The 24,448-nt window shown below is 70.4% G+C and carries 23 protein-coding genes and 1 riboswitch; of the genes, 11 read left to right on the forward strand and 12 right to left on the reverse strand.

Annotation, left to right across the window (positions count from 1 at the left end; translation table 11 throughout):
- Positions 1-26: 26 nt before the first annotated feature.
- Positions 27-1,562: a gamma-aminobutyraldehyde dehydrogenase gene (locus IF54_RS0107245; RefSeq protein WP_030315750.1), complete on the reverse strand. Its 1,536-nt coding sequence runs from the start codon at positions 1,560-1,562 to the stop codon at positions 27-29.
- Between the two features lie 210 nt (positions 1,563-1,772).
- Between IF54_RS0107245 and IF54_RS0107250 the strand changes: the two genes are divergently transcribed.
- Positions 1,773-2,342, forward strand: a complete 570-nt coding sequence (locus IF54_RS0107250; protein WP_030315752.1) for an NADAR family protein — start codon at positions 1,773-1,775, stop codon at positions 2,340-2,342.
- 7 nt (positions 2,343-2,349) lie between these two features.
- On the opposite strand, the gene IF54_RS0107255 is transcribed toward IF54_RS0107250, so the two are convergent.
- A complete protein-coding gene (locus IF54_RS0107255; protein WP_037819511.1) occupies positions 2,350-3,009 on the reverse strand; it encodes a DUF4190 domain-containing protein in 660 nt (219 codons plus the stop codon).
- A gap of 534 nt (positions 3,010-3,543) precedes the next feature.
- Here IF54_RS0107255 and IF54_RS0107260 point away from each other — a divergent pair.
- The 3 genes from IF54_RS0107260 (at position 3,544) to IF54_RS0107275 (ending at position 6,741) form a co-directional block, all read left to right on the forward strand.
- Positions 3,544-4,599, forward strand: a complete 1,056-nt coding sequence (locus tag IF54_RS0107260) for an adenosine deaminase (protein WP_030315755.1) — start codon at positions 3,544-3,546, stop codon at positions 4,597-4,599.
- Between the two features lie 72 nt (positions 4,600-4,671).
- The gene (locus IF54_RS0107265) at positions 4,672-5,367 is read left to right on the forward strand and encodes a glycerophosphodiester phosphodiesterase (protein ID WP_030315757.1); all 696 of its coding nucleotides are present in this window, start codon (positions 4,672-4,674) and stop codon (positions 5,365-5,367) included.
- A gap of 195 nt (positions 5,368-5,562) precedes the next feature.
- Positions 5,563-6,741: a serine hydrolase domain-containing protein gene (locus IF54_RS0107275; RefSeq protein ID WP_030315759.1), complete on the forward strand. Its 1,179-nt coding sequence runs from the start codon at positions 5,563-5,565 to the stop codon at positions 6,739-6,741.
- Here IF54_RS0107275 and IF54_RS0107280 read toward each other — a convergent pair.
- The 4 genes from IF54_RS0107280 to IF54_RS0107295 form a co-directional block, all read right to left on the reverse strand.
- Positions 6,734-7,249, reverse strand: coding sequence for a hypothetical protein (locus IF54_RS0107280; protein ID WP_030315762.1), 516 nt, complete (start codon positions 7,247-7,249; stop codon positions 6,734-6,736). The genes IF54_RS0107275 and IF54_RS0107280 overlap by 8 nt on opposite strands.
- Before the next feature lie 62 nt (positions 7,250-7,311).
- A complete protein-coding gene (locus tag IF54_RS0107285; protein WP_030315763.1) occupies positions 7,312-7,737 on the reverse strand; it encodes an SRPBCC family protein in 426 nt (141 codons plus the stop codon).
- A 119-nt stretch (positions 7,738-7,856) separates the two neighbouring features.
- On the reverse strand, positions 7,857-9,047 hold the full coding sequence (locus IF54_RS0107290) for a polyamine ABC transporter substrate-binding protein (protein WP_030315768.1): 1,191 nt from the start codon (positions 9,045-9,047) through the stop codon (positions 7,857-7,859).
- A gap of 156 nt (positions 9,048-9,203) precedes the next feature.
- Positions 9,204-10,643, reverse strand: a complete 1,440-nt coding sequence (locus tag IF54_RS0107295; RefSeq protein WP_030315769.1) for a gamma-aminobutyraldehyde dehydrogenase — start codon at positions 10,641-10,643, stop codon at positions 9,204-9,206.
- 168 nt (positions 10,644-10,811) lie between these two features.
- Here IF54_RS0107295 and IF54_RS0107300 point away from each other — a divergent pair, with 168 nt between their 5' ends.
- From IF54_RS0107300 to IF54_RS0107330, 7 genes are all read left to right on the forward strand, one after another.
- Positions 10,812-11,336: an Lrp/AsnC family transcriptional regulator gene (locus tag IF54_RS0107300; protein WP_020138787.1), complete on the forward strand. Its 525-nt coding sequence runs from the start codon at positions 10,812-10,814 to the stop codon at positions 11,334-11,336.
- A gap of 19 nt (positions 11,337-11,355) precedes the next feature.
- A complete protein-coding gene (locus tag IF54_RS0107305; RefSeq protein ID WP_030315771.1) occupies positions 11,356-12,720 on the forward strand; it encodes an aspartate aminotransferase family protein in 1,365 nt (454 codons plus the stop codon).
- A gap of 201 nt (positions 12,721-12,921) precedes the next feature.
- Entirely contained in the window at positions 12,922-13,662 is a 741-nt protein-coding gene (locus IF54_RS0107310; RefSeq protein ID WP_030315773.1) for an ABC transporter ATP-binding protein, read from the forward strand.
- Complete coding sequence (locus IF54_RS0107315; protein ID WP_030315775.1) at positions 13,644-15,017, forward strand: hypothetical protein; 1,374 nt, start codon at positions 13,644-13,646, stop codon at positions 15,015-15,017. Before IF54_RS0107310 ends, IF54_RS0107315 begins: the two co-directional genes overlap by 19 nt.
- 154 nt (positions 15,018-15,171) lie before the next feature.
- Positions 15,172-15,591 (forward strand): VOC family protein, encoded by a 420-nt coding sequence (locus IF54_RS0107320; protein WP_030315776.1) that lies wholly within the window; start codon positions 15,172-15,174, stop codon positions 15,589-15,591.
- Positions 15,592-15,662: 71 nt separating this feature from the next.
- Positions 15,663-16,784 (forward strand): LOG family protein, encoded by a 1,122-nt coding sequence (locus IF54_RS0107325; RefSeq protein ID WP_030315779.1) that lies wholly within the window; start codon positions 15,663-15,665, stop codon positions 16,782-16,784.
- A 147-nt stretch (positions 16,785-16,931) separates the two neighbouring features.
- The gene (locus IF54_RS0107330) at positions 16,932-17,639 is read left to right on the forward strand and encodes an LAETG motif-containing sortase-dependent surface protein (RefSeq protein WP_030315780.1); all 708 of its coding nucleotides are present in this window, start codon (positions 16,932-16,934) and stop codon (positions 17,637-17,639) included.
- A gap of 210 nt (positions 17,640-17,849) precedes the next feature.
- On the opposite strand, the gene IF54_RS0107335 is transcribed toward IF54_RS0107330, so the two are convergent.
- The 6 genes from IF54_RS0107335 to IF54_RS0107360 form a co-directional block, all read right to left on the reverse strand.
- Positions 17,850-18,638, reverse strand: a complete 789-nt coding sequence (locus tag IF54_RS0107335) for a maleylpyruvate isomerase family mycothiol-dependent enzyme (protein ID WP_030315786.1) — start codon at positions 18,636-18,638, stop codon at positions 17,850-17,852.
- A gap of 108 nt (positions 18,639-18,746) precedes the next feature.
- The gene (locus tag IF54_RS0107340; protein ID WP_030315788.1) at positions 18,747-19,769 is read right to left on the reverse strand and encodes an ABC transporter ATP-binding protein; all 1,023 of its coding nucleotides are present in this window, start codon (positions 19,767-19,769) and stop codon (positions 18,747-18,749) included.
- On the reverse strand, positions 19,769-21,370 hold the full coding sequence (locus IF54_RS0107345) for an ABC transporter permease (protein WP_030315790.1): 1,602 nt from the start codon (positions 21,368-21,370) through the stop codon (positions 19,769-19,771). The genes IF54_RS0107340 and IF54_RS0107345 overlap by 1 nt, the downstream gene beginning before the upstream one ends.
- Positions 21,371-21,402: 32 nt before the next feature.
- Entirely contained in the window at positions 21,403-22,476 is a 1,074-nt protein-coding gene (locus IF54_RS0107350) for a thiamine ABC transporter substrate-binding protein (RefSeq protein WP_030315792.1), read from the reverse strand.
- Positions 22,473-22,580, reverse strand: a riboswitch (TPP riboswitch). (Overlaps the previous gene by 4 nt.)
- Positions 22,581-22,603: 23 nt before the next feature.
- Positions 22,604-23,710: a 23S rRNA (adenine(2503)-C(2))-methyltransferase RlmN gene (gene rlmN, locus IF54_RS0107355; protein WP_030315794.1), complete on the reverse strand. Its 1,107-nt coding sequence runs from the start codon at positions 23,708-23,710 to the stop codon at positions 22,604-22,606.
- A gap of 195 nt (positions 23,711-23,905) precedes the next feature.
- A complete protein-coding gene (locus tag IF54_RS0107360) occupies positions 23,906-24,385 on the reverse strand; it encodes a cadmium resistance transporter (protein ID WP_078851900.1) in 480 nt (159 codons plus the stop codon).
- Positions 24,386-24,448 lie beyond the last annotated feature (63 nt).

Raw genomic sequence — 24,448 nt, forward strand, 5'->3', positions numbered from 1 at the left:
CGCTGGTCGGGCGGCCTGAACGACGGCTATCGGTCCCCGAAGATCGTGCGGTGCCAGTCCTTCGCGGCCACCGCGGTGTTGTCGAACATGACGTGCTTGATCTGCGTGTACTCCTCGAACGAGTACGCGGACATGTCCTTGCCGAAGCCGGACGCCTTGTACCCGCCGTGCGGCATCTCGCTGATGATCGGGATGTGGTCGTTGACCCACACGCACCCGGCCTTGATCTCCCGCGTGGCGCGGTTCGCCCGGTAGACGTCCCGGCTCCAGGCGGAGGCGGCAAGCCCGTAAGGGGTGTCGTTGGCGAGCCGGATGCCCTCGTCGTCACCGTCGAACGGCAGCACGACCAGCACCGGCCCGAAGATCTCGGACTGGACGATCTCGCTGTCCTGGGCGGCGTCGGCGACAAGGGTGGGCTTGTAGTACGCCCCCTTGGCGAGCTCCCCGCCCGGCACCTCCCCACCGGTCACCACGCGCGCGTAGCCACGCGCACGGTCGACGAACCCGGCGACCCGGTCCCGCTGGACGTGCGAGATCAGCGGCCCGAGATCGGTACCGGCGGCGAACGGGTCGCCGAGCCGGACGGTGTCCATGAGGGCGGCGGTCCGTTCCACGAAGGCCTCGTACAGCGGCCGCTGCACGTACGCGCGCGTGGCGGCCGTGCAGTCCTGCCCGGTGTTGATGAGCGCGCCGGCGACGGCCCCGTGGACGGCGGCCTCCAGATCGGCGTCGTCGAACACGACGAAAGGAGCCTTGCCGCCGAGCTCCAGATGCAGCCGCTTGACGGTGGCGGTGGCGATCTCGGCGACCCGCTTGCCGACCGCGGTCGACCCGGTGAAGGAGGTCATGGCCACGTCGGGATGGCCGACGAGACGCTCCCCGGCCTCCTTCCCGGTCCCGGTGACGATGTTGACGACACCGTCCGGAATCCCCGCGTCGGTGGCGGCCTGGGCGAAGAGAAGCGAGGTGAGAGGCGTGATCTCGGCGGGCTTCAGGACGATGGTGTTACCGGCGGCGATGGCCGGAAGGATCTTCCAGGCGGCCATCTGGAGCGGATAGTTCCAGGGCGCGATGGACCCGACGACCCCGATGGGCTCCCGCCGCACGTACGAGGTGTGGTCGCCGGAGTACTCCCCCGCCGACTGCCCCTGAAGGTGACGGGCGGCCCCAGCGAAAAAGGCGGTGTTGTCGATGGTCCCCGGGACGTCGAACTCCCGGGTCAGCTTCAGCGGCTTCCCGCACTGGAGGGACTCCGCGCGGGCGAAGTCCTCGGCCCGGTCGGCGAGCACGGCGGCGAACCGGTGCAGGGCGTCGGACCGCTCACCGGGAGTGGCGCCCGCCCAGCCCGGGAAGGCCGCACGAGCAGCGGCGACGGCGGCGTCGACATCCTCCGCGCCCGCCAGCTCATAGGTGAGGACCTCCTCCCCGCCCGCGGGGTCCACGACGGCGTGCGTACGTCCGGAGGTCCCTTTGGTGAGACGCCCTCCGATGAACTGCGCGCCTTCGGCGAACCGCTCCTGGGCCGCGAACCGGTCCGGGGTGGCACTGCCCGGCTTGTGCATGTCGCTCTCCTCCGCCGTCACCCCTCGGTCCCGAGGGTGGGTGGCGTAGCTCCAGCTCGATTTGAGTGCCGATCCTGACAGAGCAATGACACTCCTACAAGTGATTCCGTTGTTGCCTTTCGGTTACGCGACGGAATCTGTCGACCAGGTGTCGAGTCGTCCCCGAAAAGGAAGGACGGAGTGTCAGTGGTGCCTGTCAGACTCGCGTGCATGGGGAAGATCACGGGGAAGATCGACACGCAGGACGCCCTGGTCAAGCAGGTCCGAGCCGGCGCACACATCAAGTATCTGCACTTCTGGGGACACCGCCCGCGTCCGGACGGCCGCGTCGGCGCGAGCTGCCTGAGCCAGTGGTGGCCGTCACCGTTCGTGGTGGACGGAGTGACCTATGCGACCGCCGAGCACTGGATGATGGCGGGCAAGGCGCGGCTTTTCGAGGACCGGGAAGCGGAAACGCGGGTGCTGGCCGCCGGACACCCGTCCGAGGCCAAGAAGGCGGGCCGTCTGGTGCGCGGTTTCGACGAGCAGGTCTGGCAGCGGGAGCGCTTCGGAATCGTCGTCGAGGGCAGCGTCCACAAGTTCGCGGCCCACGACGACCTGCGCGCGTTCCTCCTGGGCACCGGCGACCGGGTGCTGGTGGAGGCCAGCCCGGTCGACCGCGTCTGGGGCATCGGCCTCGCCGCGGACGACGAGGCGGCGAGCGACCCTGAGCGCTGGCGTGGCCCGAACCTGCTGGGCTTCGCGCTGATGGAGGCGCGGGAGCGCCTCAGAGCCGCCTGATCGGCCGTCAGTACTGCTGGGCCGCCGCGACAGTGGGCAGGGAGCCGTCGTAGTAGTCGGGCTCCTCGTCGGAGTTGACGGCGGCCACGATGACGAAGGCCATGAAGACGAGCATGATCAGGCCGAGGATCGTCCCGATGATCCCGGTGATGAAGCCGGCCTGCGCCTGTCCGCGGTTGGTGGCCTCACCGCGCTCGGCCCGCTTGCGTCCCTTGATACCGAAGACGATGGCGAGGACACCGAGGATGAGCGAGAGGATGCCGTAGACGCAGAACAGGGCGCAGGACAGGATGCCCAGCACCATCGCGGCGACACCCATCCCGTTCTGCGGGGGCATCGGCGGGGCCCAGCCGTAGCCCTGCGGGGCTTGCGGATAGCCGGGGTATCCGTATCCGGCCCCTGCACCGGGACCGCCGGGGGCGAGGGGAGGCGGCGGCACGAACCCGGGCCCACCGGGGCCCTGCTCGGGGGCGGGGTAGCCGTAACCGGGAGTGGGGCCCGCGGGGGCGGGGGGCGGAAAGCCGTACCCGTCACTGGGCACCGACGTCACGGTGTTCTGATCGTGCACGGAGGGCGGCGGCGGGCTCTTCTCCAACGAGGGCCCACTCTCCGGCGCGGCCCACGGGTCCCGCCCACCCTCCCCACCCGACTGCGTTCCGTCCGTCATGCCCTTGTCCCCCTTGGTCGTTCGTACGGCCATGCTACCCGGGAGGGCAGCGGGGGTGGGCTTGAGCAGGGGGGATGTGGGGGTGCGGGTTCGTTTGGAGCGCCTAGGGGGGTGCCGGATTCGGTTGTCGGGCGGCTTGCGGTGCGTTGTGGCTGGTCGCGCAGTTCCCCGCGCCCCCAGGGAGTTGCAGTCACGCGCACCCCAACGGACCGTTTGCCGCCGACGGTGCGAAGGGGACGGGGTGGGGGGTGTCCGCCCGCAGCGGCCGGCGTCCGGAACCGAGAACCGCTCAAGAGACCGAGCCGCCGGACCGAGGACGGACACCCCCCACCCCGGCACCGACCCACAACCCAACCGCACGCGCCACACAAGCCCCCACCGGACCGCAACAGGCCGCCGCAGGCATTTCAGGGGCGCGGGGAACTGCGCAAAACGCCCGCCCCCACCAAGCAGCAGACAACCAGACCCGCCCCCAGCCACCACACCCCCCGTCCTACGATGACCACACAGATCACCCGATCAGGGAAGGCCCGCATGCCGACGACACCCGACACCGACACCAACCCCCTCCCCGCCTTCATCGCCGAACTGCCGAAGGCCGAACTGCACGTCCACCACGTCGGCTCCGCCTCCCCCCGCATCGTCGCCGAACTCGCCGCCCGCCACCCCGACTCCAAGGTCCCCACCGACCCCGAAGCCCTCGTCGACTACTTCACCTTCACGGACTTCGCCCACTTCATCGACGTCTACCTCAGCGTCGTGGACCTGATCCGCACCCCCGAGGACGTCCGGCTCCTGACCTTCGAGGTCGCCAGGGACCTCGCCCGCCAGCAGGTCCGCTACGCCGAGCTCACCGTCACCCCGTTCTCCTCCACCCGCCGCGGCATCGACGAGCGCGCGTTCATGGAGGCGATCGAGGACGCCCGCAAGGCTGCGGAGTCCGAGTTCGGCACGATCCTGCGCTGGTGCTTCGACATCCCCGGCGAGGCAGGTCTGGAGGCCGCCGAGGAGACCGTACGGCTCGCCACCGACGACCGCCTCCGCCCGGAGGGCCTCGTGAGTTTCGGGCTCGGCGGCCCCGAGATCGGCGTCCCCCGCCCCCAGTTCAAGCCGTACTTCGACCGGGCGATTGCGGCCGGCCTGCACTCCGTCCCGCACGCCGGCGAGACGACCGGCCCGGAGACGGTGTGGGACGCCCTCACCCACCTCCGCGCCGAACGCATCGGCCACGGCACCAGCTCCGCGCAGGACCCGAAGCTGCTGGCGCACCTGGCCGAGCACCGCATCCCGCTGGAGGTGTGCCCCACCTCCAACATCGCCACCCGGGCCGTCCGCACCCTCGACGAGCACCCGATCAAGGAGTTCGTGCGGGCCGGGGTCGTCGTCACGATCAACTCCGACGACCCGCCGATGTTCGGCACCGACCTCAACAGCGAGTACGCGGTGGCGGCGAGACTCCTGGACCTCGACGAACGCGGTCTGGCGGAGCTCGCGAAGAACGCCGTCGACGCGTCCTTCCTGGACGAACCCGGCAAGGCCAGGATCAAGGACGAGATCGACACCCGGACCGCCTCCTGGCTCGCCCCCTGAGCCACCGGAGCGAACCCGCCGCAGCCAACCACCGGAGCGGACCCACCACAGCGAACCCACCACAATGGGCGCATGCAGAAGCTGACGGCCGTGGCACACCGCGGCGCCCCCTACCGCGTCCGTGAGAACACGATCGACTCCCTGCGTACCGCGCTCGACCTGGGCGCGGACGCGGTGGAGGTCGACGTACGGCTCACCAGGGACGGCGTGCCGGTCCTGCTCCACGACCACACGCTGAAACGGCTGTGGGAGCACGACCGTCCGCTGCTGTCCCTGTCCGCGGACGAGGTGCGCGGGCTCACCGACGGCCGGGTGCCGACGCTCGCGGAGGCGTTGCGGGCCACGGAGGGCGACCGCCTGATGCTGGACCTGCCCGGCACCCGCGAGGTGCGGGTCGCCCGCCGCATCGTCGACGTGGTCCGGGAGGAGGGCGCCCAGGACCGCGTCTACTACTGCGCCGACGCGACCGCCATGCTCGCCGTCCGCGAGGCCGACCCGTCCGCGGAGATCGCGCTCACCTGGACGAGCCTCGCACCCCCACGCCCCGCCCTGCTGAACGCGGTCAAGCCCCGCTGGCTCAACTACCGCTTCAGTCTCATGGACCGGGACCTCGCCGAACGCATCCACACGGACGGGTACCTGATCTCCGTGTGGACCCCCGACACCCGCCGCTCGATGCGCCGACTCGCCGAGATGGGCGTCGACTCGATCACGACAAACCGCGTGGACCTGCTCTGCGCCCTACGGACGGCCGACACCGCGGGGTAGCCCCCTGAGCCCAGCCCACGTCGCCCTTTCCGGTCAGCGCCTCTCCCCTAGGGGGATTCTCCAGGCAACTCCCCTACAAGAAGCGGGAGTTGCTCAGGGTCTCACCAGGGTCGAGGCCCTCCTCCGTGAGGATCCCGCCCGCTCCGCGGCCCCGCAGGATGATCACACACCATCCACAGCCCCAGGAGCCGACCCGTGCCTGACCTCCCTCGCAGAAGCCTCCTCGCCGGCGCCCTCGCCGCACCCCTGGCCGTCGCTCTGCCTGCCTCCCCGGCGATCGCGTACACCGGTTCCGGGGCGGACGCCAGGGCATTGCGCGCCGCAATCGCCGGGCTTCCGGACGTGGACGCCAGGGCATTGCGCGCCGCAATCGCCGGGCTTCCGGACGCGGACGCCACCGCCGCCCTGGTGCGCGTCGGCGGCCGGGACGGCAGGTGGCGGGGCAGTGCGGGCGTGCACGACCTGGAGAGCGGGCGGCCCGCCGACCCCGACGCCCGCTTCCGGGCCGGATCGACGACGAAGGTGGTGACGGCCGCGACCGTACTGCGGCTCGCCGCCGAGGGGCGGATCAACCTGGACGGGCCGGTCCAGCGCCATCTGCCCGGTCTCCTCGGCGGCCGGTTCCGGCCGGTCACCGTCCGGCAGTTGCTGAACCACACCAGCGGCATCCCGGCGGGCGACGGTCTGGGCACCACCTTCGAGGAGGTGTACGCCCGCCGCTTCGAGACGCTCGACCCGCAGCGGGTGGCCGCGTCCGCGGGCGCGAAGGAGCCGGAGTTCTGCCCGGGGAGGCGGCAGCACTACCTCAACATCAACTACACGTTCCTGGGCCTGCTGATCGAGCGGGTGACGGGGCGGCCGTACGCCTCGGAGGCGACTCGGCTGGTGCTGGCGCCGGCCGGAATGCGGGACACGTACTTCCCGGGCACCGACCCGCGCATCCTCGGTCCGCACAACCGGGGCTACCAGGCGGTGCGGAGGGCTGACGGAACCACGGAACTCCTGGACGTCACGGAATGGAACCAGGCGGACCGGTTCGCGGCCGGGGACATGATCTCCACGACCGCGGACCTGGAGCGCCTGCTCACCGGTCTCTTCCGGGGACGGATCGTCCCGCGGCCTCTGATGAGGGAGCTGTTCGCGGTCCCGTCGGACATCACGGGTGCGAGTTACAGCGCGGGCGGCCTCCAGCGCCACGAGTCCGGCGGGACCGTGTACTGGGTCAAGACCGGTGGCCGGTACGGCTACAACTCGGCGATCGCCGGCACGTGCGACCTGCGCCGCACGATCGTCTACTCGGTCAACTCCACCGACGCGAAGAGCGAGGACAGGAACCCGGTCGTCGGCCGGATCATCACGGCCGCACTCAAGTAGCGGGCACCGGGCGGACGCTGGGCGGGGTGAGCGCCTCCAGCCGCTTGATCCTCTTCCGTACGACGTACGGCGGCACCACTCCGACCACGCCGAACGCCATGTCGAGCACGCTCCACCAGAACGGGATGCCCCGGATCGGCCCGCAGATCAGGGCGAGCGGGATGATCCCCGCGCAGGCGATCATCCCGAACTCGACGACCCAGATGTTGCGGACCGGGTCGCGGTAGGGGCCGTAGAAGGCGACCGCGATGACCAGGTGGGCGAAGGCCAGCCAGTCCGTGCCGTAGAGGAGGAAGGGGTAGTCGGCGTCGGCGGTGTCGAGTCCGCGCCGGACACGGGTGATCCAGTCCGTGAGGGCGTCCGGCGCGGGCAGGTGACGCAGCACTTCCTCGGTCCACCGCAGTTCGTGGACCAGCGGGAACGCGGTGGCCCCACTGAGTACCAGGCAGACGACGAAGACCACCAGCCATGCGCGGATGCCCCTGAGTTGGGCGGCTCTGTCGCTCATGACAGCAGCGTACGCCTGGAATTGAACATGTTCAAAATGCTGGGAGGGTGCGGGTTCCTCCGTCAGGACGCCGCCGCTGTCTCCGCCAGCTTCTGGAACTCGCCGAGGTCGTAGTTGGCGAGGACCGAGTCCAGATTGGTCAGGGCGCCGAGGTGTTCGATGAACCCCTGGGGGTCGTACTCGACCTGGAGGGTCACCCGGCTCCGTGTGTCGCCGATCCGGTGGAAGGTGACCACGCCCGCGTGATGCACGCCCTCCACGGTGTGCCACGCGATGCGGTCCTCCGGGACGACCTCGGTCAGCTCGGCGACGAAGTTCCGGTCGGCGCCGGGCAGTTGGAGCTGCCAGGCGAAACGGCGCTCGTCCAGCCGCTCCACCAGACGTACGTGGCTCAGGAAGGCCGGCCACCGGGTCACATCGCTCCACAGCGACCAGGCGACGGCGACGGGGGCCTCGCTATCGACCGTTTCCACGAGCGACGCGGACATGCGCTACCTCTCCTCCGACGGGTGCAGTGCGAAGCGGATACCCCCGCCGGAACGGCACACACCGTCGCCGGAACGGGACACCCGGCCGCCGGAACGGCACACAGGGCCGCCCGCCCCGCTCACAACCCCACGATCGCGTTCCACCGCTTGGCGAACCCGACCCGCTCCTTCGACGTGATGTCCCGCGCGATCACCAGCCGTTCGCGCATCTCCGCGTCGGGGAAGATCAGGGGGTTCTCGGCAAGCGCGGCCGTGTCCTCGTCCTTCGACGCGGCCAGGACCTCCCGCGCGGCCGGGACGGGGCAGACGTAGTTGACCCAGGCGGCGAGTTCGGCGGCGACCTCGGGCTCGTAGTAGTAGTCGATCAGCCGCTCGGCGTTGGTCTTGTGGAGGGCCCGGTCAGGAATCATCAGGGAGTCCGACCAGAGCTCCGCGCCCTCCTCGGGGACGACGAAGCGGATGTCGGGGTTGTCGGCCTGGAGCTGGATCACGTCCCCGGAGTAGGCCTGGCAGGCCAGGACGTCGCCGGAGACGAGGTCCTTGGTGTAGTCGTTGCCGGTGAAGCGGCGTATCCGGCCGCTCCTGACGTACTTCTCGACCTGGTCGCAGACCTCGTCGAAGTCGTCCGCCGTCCACCGGGTGATGTCGACGCCGTTGCCCTGCATGAGCAGGGCGAAGGCCTCGTCGAGACCGGAGAGCAGGGTCACCCGGCCCTTGAGGTCGCTCGCCCAGAGGTCCTTCACGTGCCGGATCTCGCGGCCCAGTTTCCTGTGGTTGTACGCGATCCCGGTGATCCCCGACTGCCATGGCACGGTGTGCCTGCGGCCCGGGTCGAAGGCGGGTGAACGCAGCAGCGGGTCAAGGTACTTCGCGACGTTCGGCTGCCGTTCCCGGTCCATCTCCTGCACCCAGCCAAGTCGCACGAACCGCGCGCACATCCAGTCGCTGACGACGATGAGGTCGCGTCCGGTCTGCTGGTGGTTCATCAGCGCGGGGCTGATCTTGCCGAAGAACTCGTCGTTGTCGTTGATCTCCTCGACGTAGTCGACGGCGATCCCGGTCCCCTTCCGGAAGGCGTCCAGCGTCGGCCGCCTCGTCGAGTCGGAGTCGTCCGTGTCGATGTACAGCGGCCAGTTCGCCCAGGTCAGCCACTTGTCGGCGGCGGAGCGATCGGGTACGGCCCGATCGCCCGCCGACACATAGGCGGCGGGCACCCCGCAGCCGGCGAGCCCGCCCAGCACCGCCCCACCACCGAGCGCGCGCAGCAGGGTCCGACGGGAGAGCGGAGACGTCCGCGGTGTGAGGGGCATTGCGGCAGCATGCCGCGCCGACCTGTGGCCGGACAATCGACGCTGCGTCGAGCCGTGGTCGAACAGTCGGACACGTTGTCGACCAACCCCAGGGGCGCGGGGAACTGCGCGACCAGCCCAGCCCCCACGCACCCGCAGACGACCTACGGCCTTCGACTACGCGTCCAGCGACGTCATCACATGCTTGATCCGCGTGTAGTCCTCGAACCCGTACCCCGACAGGTCCTTGCCGTAGCCCGACTTCTTGAACCCGCCGTGCGGCATCTCCGCGACCAGCGGGATGTGCGTGTTGATCCACACGCACCCGAAGTCCAGCTTCTTCGACATCCGCATCGCACGGCCGTGGTCCTTGGTCCACACCGAGGACGCGAGCGCGTACTCGACCCCGTTGGCCCAGGACACGGCCTGCTCCTCGTCGGAGAAGGACTGCACGGTGATGACCGGTCCGAACACCTCGTTCTGGATGATCTCGTCGTCCTGCTTCAGCCCCGACACCACGGTCGGCGCGTAGAAGTACCCCTTGTCACCGACCTGGTGACCGCCCGCCTCGACCTTCGCGTGCGCGGGCAGCCGGTCGATGAACCCGGAGACCTGCTTGAGCTGGTTCGGGTTGTTGAGGGGACCGAACAGCACGTCCTCGTCGTCCGGCTGCCCCGTCTTCGTCTCGGCGGCGGCCTTCGCCAGCGCGGCCACGAACTCGTCGTGGATCGAGGACTGCACCAGCACGCGCGTGGCCGCCGTACAGTCCTGACCGGCGTTGAAGAAGCCCGCGACGGAGATGTCCTCGACGGCCTTGGCGATGTCGGTGTCCTCGAAGACGACGACCGGTGCCTTGCCGCCCAGCTCCAGGTGCACCCGCTTCAGGTCCCGGGACGCGGACTCGGCGACCGACATGCCGGCCCGTACGGACCCGGTGATGGAGGCCATCGCCGGGGTCGGGTGCTCGACCATCAGCCGTCCGGTGTCCCGGTCGCCGGTGATGACGTTGAAGACGCCCTTGGGCAGGATCGACCCGATGATCTCGGCGATGAGGACGGTCGAAGCCGGGGTGGTGTCCGACGGCTTCAGCACGACCGTGTTGCCCGCGGCGATCGCCGGCGCGAACTTCCACACCGCCATCATCATCGGGTAGTTCCAGGGCGCGACCTGCGCGCAGACGCCCACCGGCTCGCGGCGGACGATCGAGGTGAGGCCCTCCATGTACTCGCCGGCGGACCGGCCCTCCAGCATCCGCGCCGCACCGGCGAAGAAGCGGATCTGGTCGACCATCGGCGGGATCTCCTCGGACCGCGTGAGCCCGATCGGCTTGCCGGTGTTCTCCACCTCGGCCGCGATGAGCTCCTCGGCCCGCTCCTCGAACGCGTCGGCGATCTTCAGCAGGGCCTTCTGCCGCTCGGCGGGGGTGACGTCCCGCCAGCCGGGGAAGGCGGCAGCCGCGGCGGCCATCGCCGCGTCCACGTCCGCCTGCCCGGACAGCGGCGCGGTCGCGTACGCCTCACCGGTCGCGGGGTTGACCACGTCCGTGGTCCGTCCATCGGCGGCGTCCCGGAACTCACCGTCGATGTAGTTGCGCAGACGACGCAGCTCGGTGCTCACTGCCGGCCTCCTGGAGGTTGAAACTGTCCACTGACTGAGACACCCACCCTAATCGCCAGGCCCACGTTTTCAACACCCCCGCTCCCGCCAAGGCTGCGAAATCCGCAGGTCTCGGTAGCGTAAACAACGGATTTCATCGCCTCGGCCTTGCGGAAGTGTCGAGACGTCGTGCACAGTGACGTCGTGGCCAGTCGAAGCACAGACCCCAGGGACTCACGGGTCGTCCGCGAGTCCAGGAACGGCACCCCGCATCTGGATGCCGTCTCCCTCGCCATCATCGAACAGCTCCAGGAGGACGGCCGCCGTCCGTACGCCGCGATCGGCAAGGCCGTCGGCCTGTCCGAGGCAGCCGTGCGCCAGCGCGTCCAGAAGCTGCTCGACCAGGGCGTGATGCAGATCGTCGCCGTCACGGACCCGCTCACCGTGGGCTTCCGGCGCCAGGCGATGGTCGGTATCCACGTCGAGGGCGACGTGGAGTCCGCGGCCGAGGCCCTGACGGCCATGCCGGAATGCGAGTACGTGGTGATGACCGCCGGCTCGTTCGACCTCATGGTGGAGATCGTCTGCGAGGACGACGACCACCTCCTGGAGGTCATCAACCGCCGTATCCGTGCCATCCCCGGAGTGCGCTCCACCGAGAGCTTCGTCTATCTGAAGCTCAAGAAGCAGACCTACATGTGGGGAACCCGATAACCGTGAGGACCCGATAACCGTGAGCTCCAAGGACCTCAGCCGCACCGCGTACGACCACCTGTGGATGCACTTCACCCGCATGTCGTCGTACGAGAACTCCCCGGTCCCGACCATCGTCCGGGGCGAGGGCACCTACATCTACGACGACAAGGGCAAGCGCTACCTCGACGGCCTCGCGGGCCTGTTCGTGGTGCAGGCCGGCCACGGCCGCACGGAACTCGCCGAGGCCGCCTTCAAGCAGGCGCAGGACCTGGCGTTCTTCCCGGTGTGGTCCTACGCCCACCCGAAGGCCGTCGAACTCGCGGAGCGCCTCGCGCAGCACGCGCCCGGCGACCTGAACAAGGTCTTCTTCACCACCGGCGGCGGTGAGGCGGTGGAGACCGCCTGGAAGCTCGCCAAGCAGTACTTCAAGCTCACCGGCAAGCCCACCAAGCACAAGGTCATCTCCCGCGCGGTCGCCTACCACGGCACCCCGCAGGGCGCCCTGTCCATCACCGGCCTGCCGGCCCTCAAGGCTCCCTTCGAACCGCTGGTCCCGGGTGCGCACAAGGTCCCGAACACCAACATCTACCGCGCGCCGCTGTTCGGCGACGACCCGGAGGCCTTCGGCCGCTGGGCCGCCGACCAGATCGAACAGCAGATCCTCTTCGAGGGCCCGGACACGGTCGCCGCGGTCTTCCTGGAGCCCGTGCAGAACGCGGGCGGCTGCTTCCCGCCCCCGCCCGGCTACTTCCAGCGCGTGCGCGAGATCTGCGACCGCCACGACGTGCTGCTGGTCTCGGACGAGGTCATCTGCGCCTTCGGCCGCCTGGGCACCATGTTCGCCTGCGACAAGTTCGACTACGTCCCGGACATGATCACCTGCGCCAAGGGCATGACCTCGGGCTACTCCCCGATCGGCGCCTGCATCATCTCCGACCGCCTGGCCGAGCCGTTCTACAAGGGCGACAACACCTTCCTGCACGGCTACACCTTCGGCGGCCACCCCGTCTCCGCGGCCGTCGGCCTCGCCAACCTCGACCTGTTCGAGCGCGAGAACCTCAACCAGCACGTCCTCGACAACGAGGGCGCGTTCCGCTCGACGCTGGAGAAGCTGCACGACCTGCCGATCGTCGGCGACGTCCGCGGCAACGGCTTCTTCTACGGCATCGAGCTGGTGAAGGACAAGGCGACGAAGGAGTCCTTCAACGACGAGGAGACCGAGCGCGTCCTGTACGGCTTCCTCTCCAAGGCCCTGTACGACAACGGCCTGTACTGCCGGGCCGACGACCGCGGCGACCCGGTCGTCCAGCTCGCCCCGCCGCTGATCTCCGACCAGGGGACCTTCGACGAGATCGAGCAGATCCTGCGCGCGACCCTCACCGAGGCCTGGACGAAGCTCTAGCCTTCGACACCCTCGGCGATTCAGCCGCTTGTACGACCCGGGGCGCACCCGTCCGAGTGACAGGGATGCGCCCCGGGCCGCGTGCTGTCCGGGGTCGCGCCCCCGTTTCCCTAGCGTGCCTGGTAACCGATCGGCCCTGTCTTCGTTCCCCCGCACGGGGGATCAGCACGGCACAACGGATCTGATACGAGGTGTACGCCCATGGAGGCCCCGCCCGACAACGACGTGCTCTGGGCACGCTCCCTGCACTTCACCCACCGCGACGGCTCGCCGGCGCTCCAGGGCGTCTCCCTCGGAGTGCGCGAGGGCGAGATCCTCGCCGTGAGCGGCCCGCGCGGCAGCGGCAAGACCGCGCTGCTGAGATGCCTGTCGGGGCTCACCCCGGCCCAGCGCGGCGAGGTCTGGTTCAACAGCGCGCCCGTGCACACCATGGGCCCGATGACCCGGGAGCGGCTGCGCCGGGACCGTTTCGGCTGGATCGACCCGGCCCCGGTGCTCGTCCCGGAGCTCAACGCCTGGGAGAACGCGGCCCTGCCCCTCATGCTGCGCGGCACCGGCCGCCGGCGGGCCCGGACGGCGGCGCTGGAGTGGCTGGAGCGCCTCGACATCGGCGACCGCACCCGCAGGCGCCCGCACGAGCTGACCCAGGCCGAACGCCAGCGCGTCTGCATCGCCCGCGCCCTGGCCCCGGCCCCGTCGGTGCTCTTCGCGGACGAGCCGACCGCCCCGCTGCACCGAGCGGACCGCGGCCACGTCCTGCGGACGCTCACCACGGCCGCCCGCTCCCACGGCATCACCGTGGTCCTGGCGACGCACGACACCGATACCGCGGCCCTGGCGGACCGTACCGTCACCCTCCTGGACGGCCGAAGGGTCAACACCGTGCACCTGCCCCCGATGGCCGACCCGGAAGGCCGTACCGCGTGCTCGCTCTCCGTCTGACCCGGGGCGCCCGTCCCGCCGTGCAGCTGCGCCGCCTGCTGGTGGCCCTGGCGTCGGCGGGCACGGGCTTCCTCCTCCTGTGCACCCTCGGCCACGCGATGAGCCACCCGGAGGACCCCTCCGGCTCCCTGCTGCGGCTGGCCTGGTGCCTGACCCCGCTGGCCGCCACGGTCCACCTCGCCCTGGCGGTGGCCCGTACCGATCCGGGCACCCGTCCGCGTCCGGGGCTCGCGGCGATCGGCCTGGGCCCGGCCCGGCTGATGGCCGTGTCGGCGGCTACCACGGCCCTGTCCTGCCTGCTCGGCTCGATGCTGGCCCTGCTGTTCTTCCTGCACCTGCGCGGCGATCTGACGGGCATGCCCTTCGACGGGGCGGCGGCGGACTTCCTGGCCGCGGGCTCCCCCCTGCCCCTGCCGGCCGCCCTGACCCTGCTGGCCCTGGTCCCGGCGATCGCGTCGGTGACGGTGGCGCTCGTCCTGCGCCCCCGGGACGACCGGCCGGCGTCGGCGAGGAGGGAGGCACGGTCGTACGGCCGCTTCGGGGCGTACGGCCGGACGACGGCGAGGGAGCCGTTCGGAGCGTACGGCCGTTTCCGCGCGCGTCTGGGCGCGGAGGGACCCGGAGGGACGGGGAAGGCCGCTCCCGCCGTCGTGACGGAGGAGCAGCGCCCGGGTCTCGACGCCGGTGCCGCCCTCCCCCTGGTGCCCGACCACGGCGGTGCCCTGGACGACACCCTCCCAGGGGCCCCCGAGGAAGCTCCCAAGGGCCTGCCCTGGGGTGTCGCCGTGCTCGCCGCGGGCCTGGCGGTGGAGGCCTACGCCCACCGCACCGCCGGCTCCGCCCACACCCCTCTCCCCGCCGGCCTCAGCGGCGCCCCCTCCGTCCTGGCCGGCTGGCTGCTCACCGCCGTGGGTCTCGCGCTGGCCGGCCCCGGCCTCACCCACCTCTGCGGTCGTCTCCTCCAGTCGACCCGGCCCGGTGCCCTGCGTCTCCTCGCGGGCCGCGTCCTGATGGCGGAGGCCTCCCGCATCGGCCGCCCCCTCGGCGTGGTCTGCGCGGTGGCCTCCGGGACCTACGCGATGGCCCTGCTGTACGACCCGACGGGACCCGAGGTCGGCCCCCTCACCACCGTCGGGGTGCTCCTGGTGACCGGCTGCACGCTCGCCACGCTGCTCACGGCCGCCGTGGAGGCGAAGCAGGCGAGGTCGGACACGACCGCCGCCCTCCTGCGGCTCGGTGCGCCCGCCACGATGCTCCGCAGCGCGGCGGCCCTGCGCGCCGGTGCCCTGCTCACCCTCTTCGGCCCGCTCACCCTGGTCGTGGCCGAGCTGGCGGCGCTCCCGCTGACTCCCTAGCCGAAGACCGCCGAAGGTCGCATCGCAGGCGGTCGCCGAAGGTCTCAGAAGGTCGCAGAAGGTCGCAGAAAAAAAAATCTCTCCCCACCGATGAGTTCCGCCGCACCCGTCCGTCTACCCCCCGTAACGCACGCACCCGATGGGAGAGACTCCGATGACCGCTCCGGCCTACCAGCAGATGATCTTCGTCAACCTGCCCGTGAACGACCTCGCCGCCTCGAAGAAGTTCTTCACCGAGCTCGGCTACTCGCTCAACGAGCAGTTCAGCGACGACAATGCGGCCTCCGTGGTGATCAGCGACACGATCGTCGCGATGCTCCTCACCAAGCCGTTCTACGCGACCTTCACCAAGAAGGAGATCGCGGACGCGACCAGGACCAGCCAGGTGCTGATCTGTCTGAGCGCCGAGAGCCGCGCGAAGGTGGACGAGCTGGTCGAGAAGGCGGTCGCGGCGGGCGGCACCGCCAACGACGACGTCCAGGACCAGGGGTTCATGTACGGCCGTTCCTTCGACGACCTCGACGGCCACAGCTGGGAGGTCGTGTGGATGGACCCGGCGGCGATCCAGGGCTGAAACCGGGCCGGAATCCGGCGGCGATCCGGGACTGAACTCCGGGCCGGAATCCGACGTGCGAGCATGGGCGGGTGCAGACGAGCCCCGCCCACGCGGCACACCACGACGACCGTGAGATCGAGACGCTGGAGGAGTTCGACGCGGTCGTCTCGGCCCGCGGCGCACTGACCGGGTTCCGTGTCCAGGCGGTCGATCTGACCGACCGGACACGGGAGTTGCTCGCCACCGACACCGCGGGCGCCGTCTTCCTCGGCTGCCCCATGCGGGAGAACGCGGCGGCGAAGATCCGCCACGACGGGGCCCTGGTCTTCCCGCCCGTACCGGGCCTCCCCTTCGATCCCTACCGCGGCCTGCTCTACTCCCCCGACGAACTCTTCGACGGGCTGGACAAGGGCTACGAACAGACACCGGACGCCCTCGCGTACGCCTGGTTCCAGCGCACCAAGGCCGACCGCGACATATACGCGTCGACCCTGCGCGCGGTCCACGACGACGCCGTCTCCGACGCCCTCGACGAACTGCTGCCCGGCGCACGGGTCGTGGGGGTGATGGGCGGCCACGCGATGGCGCGCGGGACCGAGGAGTACGCCGGCGCCGCCCGCCTCGGGCGTGAACTGGCCCGCGCGGGGCTCACCGTGGCCACCGGGGGCGGACCGGGCGCGATGGAGGCGGCCAACCTCGGTGCCTACGCGGCCCCCTTCGAGGACGCCATGCTGGAGGAGGCCTGCGAACTCCTCGGTGCGGCACCGTCGTTCACCCCCTCGATCACCGACTGGGCGCGCGCCGCCTTCGAAGTCCGCGCCCGCTGGCCCCGCGGCGGCGGTTCGGTCGGCATCCCCACCTGGTTCTACGGCCACGAGCCGCCCAACGCCTTCGCGTCGCACATCGCCAAGTACTTCGCCAACGCCACCCGCGAGGACGGCCTGCTCGCCCGCTGCAACGCCGGGGTGGTCTTCCTGCCGGGCGCCGCCGGGACCGTGCAGGAGATCTTCGACAACGCGACGCCCAACTACTACGAGTCGCGCGGCGAACCGACCCCGATGGTCCTCGTGAACCGTGCGCACTGGACGGAACGGCTGCCGACCTGGCCGTTGCTTCAGGCGCTCGCGCGGGAGCGGTCAATGGAGGCCCGAATCGCCCTGGTTGACCGGATCGAGGAGGCTCCGGGGGCGCTGAAACGTCTCGCTATGTAATAAGCAGGTAAAGCCAACGGGTGTAGGGTGCCTACACGTTGACACTACTTATGCAGCGCTTATAGACCTGTGAGACTCGTGGGGACGGTGATGACACATCACCATCCCGTCCACCCCCCGCATTTGCGCACCCCGTGAAGGACGAACGTGGCATTCACGCCCATATCCCGCCGCACCTCCCGCGCCGCGCGCTTCCTCGGCGTCGCCGCCGCCTCGACCGCGATCGTGCTCGGCGCCTCCAGCAACGCCCTTGCCTGCAACATCTCGGAGTTCTCCGCCGAGGCGCAGTGTGACGGCACCCAGGGCATCATCAGCGTCAAGGACGTGGACAAGTCCGGCGTCGAGGCCACCGTCTCCGTGTACCTCCAGAACAACGGCGCCGACGCCAAGAAGGTCGGCGAGAAGACGGTGAAGGGCTCCAAGAAGGGCACCATCATCACCTTCGCGGAGGACTGGGCGCCCAACGCCGAGTACCGCATCCACGTCGAGGCCCTGCCCTACATCAAGGGCGAGGACATCAAGCCCAACATGATCACCCCGGCGACCGCCTGCAAGACGGAGGACACGCCGACTCCGACGCCCACGCCCACGCCCACCCCGTCGGAGACGGCCACCACTCCGGCCGAGGACACCCCGACCCCGACCGAGACCCCCTCGGCCTCGGAGGGCACCACCGCTCCGGCCACCGTCGAGAGCAACGCCCCGTCGGCCGCGGCCGGCGACTCCAACCTCGCCGAGACCGGCGCCAACTCCAACACCGGCCTGATCGCCGGCATCGCGATCGCGCTCGTGGCGATCGGCGGCGGCGCGGTCTTCTTCGGCCTGCGCCGTCGCGGAGCGAGCAGCTCCCGCTGACGCACACAGCAGTACGGCGGCCCGCCCTCTCAACGGGGGCGGGCCGCCGCCTTGTTCGCCGGAGACCTTGTTGACCTGAGGCCTTGTTCACCTGAGGCCTTGTTCACCTGAGGCCTTGTTCACCTGAGGCCTTGTTCACCTGAGGCCTTGTTCACCTGAGGCCTTGTTCGCCGGAGGCCCTTTTCACCGGGTGCTCCGCCGGCGCCGGGTTCACCCGAAGCTCGCGCGCTCCAGCCAGAACTCCAGCAGCTTGCGCTCGCCGAGCACCTCCAACCCGGGGCTGTCCAGCGGCAGTCGGCGGTAGAAGGCGAGCATGACGGAGGTCAGCGGCCCACGCAGCGCGACGGTGGCCTTCTCGTGCCCGCGGCGCCAGTCGATGACGTCCTCGGTGAACCGGATCAGCCACTCCGCGTTCAGCTCCGCGCCCGTGTCGGTGGCGTGCAGATGGATGCTGCGCCCCGGGCCCCGCAGCTCCCGAGACTCGTCGTCCGGCATGGTCCGCTGCGCGAACGCCACGATCTGTAGCCACTCGTCGATGGCGTCGGCGGCGATCTCCGGGGCGACCTCGTAGGGCCGACCGGCGGCGAGCGTGGCGTCGGCGCGGTGGACGGTCAGCTCGTGGACCATCCGCCGGGCCCAGAACCCGGAGCTCGGAACCCCGGCCCAGGACCACACCTCGGTGTCCGGCCCGGCCTCCCGCAGTGTGGCGACGAGTGCGTCACCGGTCTCGGCGAGCCACGCGTCGAGGTCACCCGCGTCCTCGGGCCCCTCCCCCAACGGCACCTGGTCCTCGGGCACTTCCTCCCGGGCCCGGGTCCGCACCATCAGCTCCGCCCAGCGCAGGGCACCCCCGGTGTGCCGCACCAGCCGCTCCAAGGACCAGTCCGGACACGTCGGCACGGTCACCGACAGATCGGCCCCGGAGGTCACCACGGCCCGCAACAGACCCACCTGGTGGGCGATCTCGTCGCAGTAGCGGTCGTGTGCGAGCAGCGTCATGCCGGGCACCCTATGTCCGCTCGCGCGGGCCGTGCGCGACAATTTCAGCCGCGTCGGCCCGGCACGACGGCTCCGGCCACCTGGACCCAGCACACCGATCGGCCAGGTTCACCCCAGCACGACGATCTCCCCCGCGTCGAAGCCCACCCCCACCGCGTCCCCGACCTCCGGCGCCTCGCGCAGGGCGCACGCGGCCTCCAATCGGGGTCCGTCGTCCGTGGGTTGCAGGTGCACGGCGACATGGGTGCCCTTGAAGGTGCGTGCGGCGACCGTGCAGGGGAGCCCCTCGTCGGCCGGCACCAGTCGCACACCCGCGGGCCGCACCAGCACGCTCCGGACTCCCTGCGCGGCCCCTGGCGGCACCGGGACCTTGCCCCACACCGTGTCCGCCGCCTCGCCGGTCACGGTCCCCTCCACCACGTTCTCGAAGCCGAGGAAACGGGCCACGAACTCGTCCACCGGCCGCTGCCACACCTCGAGCGGCGTACCGGACTGGGCGATCCGCCCGTCCCGCATCACCACCACCCGGTCGGCGAGGGCGAAGGCCTCGCTCTGGTCGTGGGTGACCGCGAGCACCGTGGTGCCCAACCGCCCGAACAGCTCGCGCAGTTCGACGACGAGCCGCTCCCGCAGCGAACGGTCCAGCTGCCCGAGCGGCTCGTCGAGCATCAGCAGCCGGGGCCGGGGGGCGAGCGCCCGGGCCAGCGCGACCCGCTGCTGCTCACCGCCGGAGAGCGAGGCGACGGCCCGGCGGGAGGCGCCCGGCAGACCGACGAGGTCGAGCAACTCCCGTACGCGCTCGCCCTGCTGGGCCTTCGGGACGTCATGCATCCGGAGTCCGAAGGCCACGTTGGCGCCCACGTCCCGCTGCGGGAACAGCTGGTGGTCCTGGAACATCAGCCCCACCCCGCGCCGGTGCGCGGGCACCCCGGCCTGGTCCCGCCCGTCGAGCAACACCCGCCCCGCGTCGAGCGGTTGCAGGCCGGCCACCGCCCGCAGCAACGTCGACTTGCCGCTGCCGCTCGGTCCCAGCACGCACACGACCTCGTGCTCGGCGACCTCGAGCCCGACCCCGTCGAGCACGGCCCGCCCGCCGAACCGTACCGTCGCGTCCGCAAGGCTCAGCAGCATCAGAACTCCCCGGTCCGGTCGGTCCGCAGCCGTTCGAGGACCAGCAGCGCCACCGCGCACACGATCATCAGGATGGTCGAAAGGGCCATCGCCTGGCCGTAGTTGAGGTCACCGGCGCGGCCCAGCAGCCGGGCCACGGCGACCGGCAGCGTCGGGTTGTCGGGCCGGGCGATGAAGACGGTCGCCCCGAACTCGCCCAGCGACACGGCGAACGCGAACCCCGCCGCGATCAGCAGCGCCCGCCGCACCATGGGCAGGTCGACCTCCCGCCACACCCGCCAGGGCGAGGCCCCGAGCACGGCCGCCGCCTCCCGCAGCCGGTGGTCCACGGCCCGCAGCACGGGCAGCATGGTCCGGACGACGAACGGCACCCCGACCAGCGCCTGCGCGAGCGGCACCAGGATCCAGGACTGTCTGAGGTCCAGCGGCGGCTCGTCGAGGGAGATCAGGAACCCGAAGCCGACGGTCACCGCGGACACCCCGAGCGGCAGCATCAGCAGCGCGTCGAAGCCCCGTACCCACCGCCCCGCGTCCCGTCGCGTCAGGGCGGCCGCCGCGAGCCCTCCGATCAGCACCGCGATGGCGGTCGCGGCGAGGGCGTACTCCAGCGAGTTCCCGATCGCCTCGATCGGCGCGACGAGGAAGACCCCGCCGTCGCTGTGGGTCAGCGCCCGGTAGTAGCCGAAGTCGGGTGCGCCGAGGGAGCGTTGCACCAGCACGGCGAGCGGCAGGACCAGGAGGACGGCGACGACCGCGAGGACCCCGGCCAGCAGCCCCCACTCCCCTGCGCCGCGCGGGCGCCGGGCGGTGACGGACGCGTCCACGAGCCGGAGCGCGCTCTCCCTGCGCCGTACGGTCCACGCGTGCAGGGCGAGGACCGCGCCCACGGCCACGAACTGGATGATCGTCAGCACGGCGGCCGTGGAGAGGTCGAAGATCTCGGAGGTCTGGCGGTAGATCTCGACTTCGAGGGTGGAGAAGGTCGGGCCGCCGAGGATCTGGACCACACCGAAGGAGGTGAAGGTGAACAGGAAGACCATCAGCGCGGCGGCGGCCACGGCGGGCCCGAGCGCGGGGAGGGTGACCTTGCGCCAGGCGGTGAGCCGGGAGGCGCCCAGCATCCGCGCGGCCTCCTCCTGCCGGGGGTCCAACTGCGCCCACAGTCCACCCACGGTCCGTACGACGACCGCGTAGTTGAAGAAGACGTGCGCGAGCAGGATCGCCCACACCGTGGTGTCCAGCCGTACGCCCCACCACTCGTCCAGCAGCCCGCCCCGGCCGACCAGCGCCAGGAACGCCGTACCGACCACGACCGTCGGCAGCACGAAGGGCACGGTGACCACGGCCCGCAGGATCTGCTTGCCGGGGAAGTCGAAGCGCGCGAAGACGTATGCGCCGGGGAGCGCGACCAGCAGCGTGAGCGCGGTGGAGACGAGCGCCTGCCAGGTGGTGAACCACAGGACGTGCCGGATGTCCGGCTGGCCGAGGACGTCGGTGATCCGGCCGAACTGCCAGTTCCCGTCCGTGTCGAGGCCACGCTTGACGATCGCGGCGACAGGCCAGGCGAAGAAGACGGCGAAGAACGCGACGGGCGCGGCCATCAGGCCGAGCCGTGCCGCCGCGCCCCTACGGCTCACTTGAGGACGAGCGAGGTCCACGACTTGACCCAGTCGTCACGGTGTTCGGCGATCTTGGCCGGGTCCATGGTCTCGGGATCCTTGGCCTGCGGACCGTACTTCGTGAACTCGGCCGGCACCTGGGCGCCCTGCACCACCGGGTAGACGAACATGTTGAGCGGCATGTCCTGCTGGAACTCCTTGGTGAGCAGGAAGTCCAGGAACGCCTTGCCGCCCTTGGTGTTCTTGGCGTTGCTGAGCAGCCCCGCGTACTCGATCTGCCGGAAGCAGGTACCGTCGGCGACCCCGGTGGGCGCGGTGGCCGGCTTCGGGTCGGCGTAGATCACCTCGGCGGGCGGCGAGGAGGCGTAGGAGACGACGAGCGGCCGGTCGGCCTTGGCCTTCTTGCCGCCGGCCGACCCGGAGAACTCCTCGTTGTAGGCCTGCTCCCAGCCGTCGACGACCTTGACGCCGTTGGCCTTGAGCTTCTTCCAGTAGCCCTGCCAGCCGGCGTCCCCGTACTTCGCGGCGGACCCGAGAAGGAAGCCGAGGCCCGGCGAGGAGGTGGAGGCGTTCTCCGTGACGAGGAGGTTCTTGTAGGCGGGCTTGATCAGATCGTCGTACGACATTGGCGGCTGGAGCTTGTGCTTGCTGAACCACGCCTTGTCGTAGTTGACGCAGATGTCGCCGGTGTCGATGGGCGTGACCTTGTCCCCGTCGACGCGGTACCCGGCCTGGATGGTGCCGGCGCCCTTCGCCTCGTACGACTGGAAGAGGCCGTTGTCGAGCGCGCGGGAGAGCAGGGTGTTGTCGACGCCGAAGAAGACGTCTCCCTGCGGGTTGTCCTTGGTGAGGATGGCCTTGTTGACGGCCTGCCCGGCGTCGCCGTCCTCCAGGACCTTCACCTTGTAGCCGGACTTCTTCTCGAAGTCGGCGAGGACGCCCTTGGAGACGGCCCAGGAGTCGTGGCTGACGAGGGTGACGGTCTTGGAGCCGGTGCTGCCGGAGTCGGAGGAGGACGAGGACCCGCACGCGGACAGCGTGACGAGACCGAGGCCGACGACGGCAGCGAAAAGCTTCTTGTTGTTCACGGTGATGACCGAACTTCCTACCCAGAATGACCTGGGCGAGGTTCAGAGGGTCTGCGGCCCGATTGCCGCACTCTCAGCGCTGTGGCGCTCCCCTGTCGGATATGAAGGTGTACGTACAGTCGCCAGACTACCGCTCGGTGGCCGCGAGCTGGCCACAGGCCCCGTCGATCTCCTGGCCACGGGTGTCCCGGACGGTCACCGGCACGCCGTGCGCGGCGATGGCCTCGACGAAGGCCTTCTCGTCCTCGGGCCGCGAGGCGGTCCACTTGGAGCCCGGGGTCGGGTTCAGCGGAATCAGGTTCACGTGCACGGGCTTGCCCCTGAGCAGCCGCCCGAGCCGGTCACCACGCCAGGCCTGGTCGTTGATGTCCCGGATGAGGGCGTACTCGATGGAGAGCCGGCGCCCGCTCTTCTCGACGTACTCGAACCCGGCGTCGAGGACCTCGCGCACCTTCCACCGCGTGTTCACGGGGACGAGGGTGTCGCGCAGCTCGTCGTCAGGAGCGTGCAGGGAGATGGCGAGCCGGCACTTGAACCCTTCGTCGGCGAACCGGTGAATGGCGGGCACGAGCCCCACGGTGGACACGGTGATGCCGCGCTGCGAGAGTCCGAGCCCGTCGGGGGCGGGGTCGGTGAGCGCGCGGATGGACTGCGTCACCCGCTTGTAGTTGGCGAGCGGCTCGCCCATGCCCATGAAGACGATGTTGGAGAGCCGCGCGGGTCCGCCCGGCACCTCCCCGTCCCGGAGCGCCCGCATCCCGTCGACGATCTGGTGCACGATCTCGGCGGTGGACAGGTTCCGGTCAAGACCCGCCTGGCCGGTGGCGCAGAAGGGACAGTTCATCCCGCAGCCGGCCTGCGAGCTGATGCACATGGTCACCCGGTCCGGGTACCGCATCAGCACCGACTCCACGAGCGTCCCGTCGAACAGCCGCCACAGCGTCTTGCGCGTGGTCCCCTGGTCGGTCGACAGATGCCGTACGACGGTCATGAGCTCCGGAAGCAGCGCCTCCTGGAGCTTCTCGCGCGAACCGGCGGGGATGTCGGTCCACTCCGCGGGGTCGTGCGCGTACCGCGCGAAGTAGTGCTGCGAGAGCTGCTTGGCTCGAAAAGGCTTCTCCCCGATCCCGGCCACCACCTCCTTGCGCTCGGCAGGAGTGAGGTCAGCGAGATGCCGCGGCGGCTTCTTGGCTCCGCGGGGGGCGACGAAAGTGAGTTCTCCGGGCTTCGGCATAACCCGTCCAGTGTCGCAGATCCTCGCCCGGTACCCGGGCCGGACCGGGGTGGGGGTGGTCACCCGTGGGTACCGACTGTCGACGTTGGCCGACTTCGGACGGCCCAGAGATAGTGCGGGATTACGCGTTGGCCCGGCTCGGCAACTGCGAGACGGATGCAGGCATGGCCGACGACAGGATCGTCGCCGACCGGATCATCCTCGGCCTGAGGACGCTGCGTGATCACCTCGACTGCTCTGTGCAGGAAGCCCTCGACGGCTACGTCGCACGCTACGAGGTGCTGCGACCCAAGGGACGTAGACACCGATGTTGTCGCCGCCGTTGGCGAAGGTCACCGCGGCCACCTCCAGTGGCTTGGGACCGCCTTCCCTCGCATCCTCCTCGTCGTCCTCCCCGCGGTGGCGCCATGCCTGCCACGCGGCCTTGATGCCGAGAGCCAGCGGAAGCAGGCCCAGGTAAGGAATCGCGCTCTCCGGCAGGAACGTCGCGCCGAACGCGGCGGCGACGGAGACGGCGAGGATCGCTACGAACCCGAGGTACTGGCCGACAACCACACGGCGTGTCGACCCGCGGTGTCCGGCACCCTGAGCGAAGAACAGCGCCAGGACCAGGATGTCGTCGATATTGGTGACGGCGAACAGCCCGGCTGCCTGACCGATGATGCCCAGGCCCACCCCTGGACCGTCCTTCCCGTCGATGCGTACGGGTGACCGTATCCGGCGAGGAACGATGTCATC

Origin of the sequence: Streptomyces sp. NRRL B-3229, assembly GCF_000719505.1 — a bacterium.
GTDB lineage: Bacteria > Actinomycetota > Actinomycetes > Streptomycetales > Streptomycetaceae > Streptomyces > Streptomyces griseorubiginosus.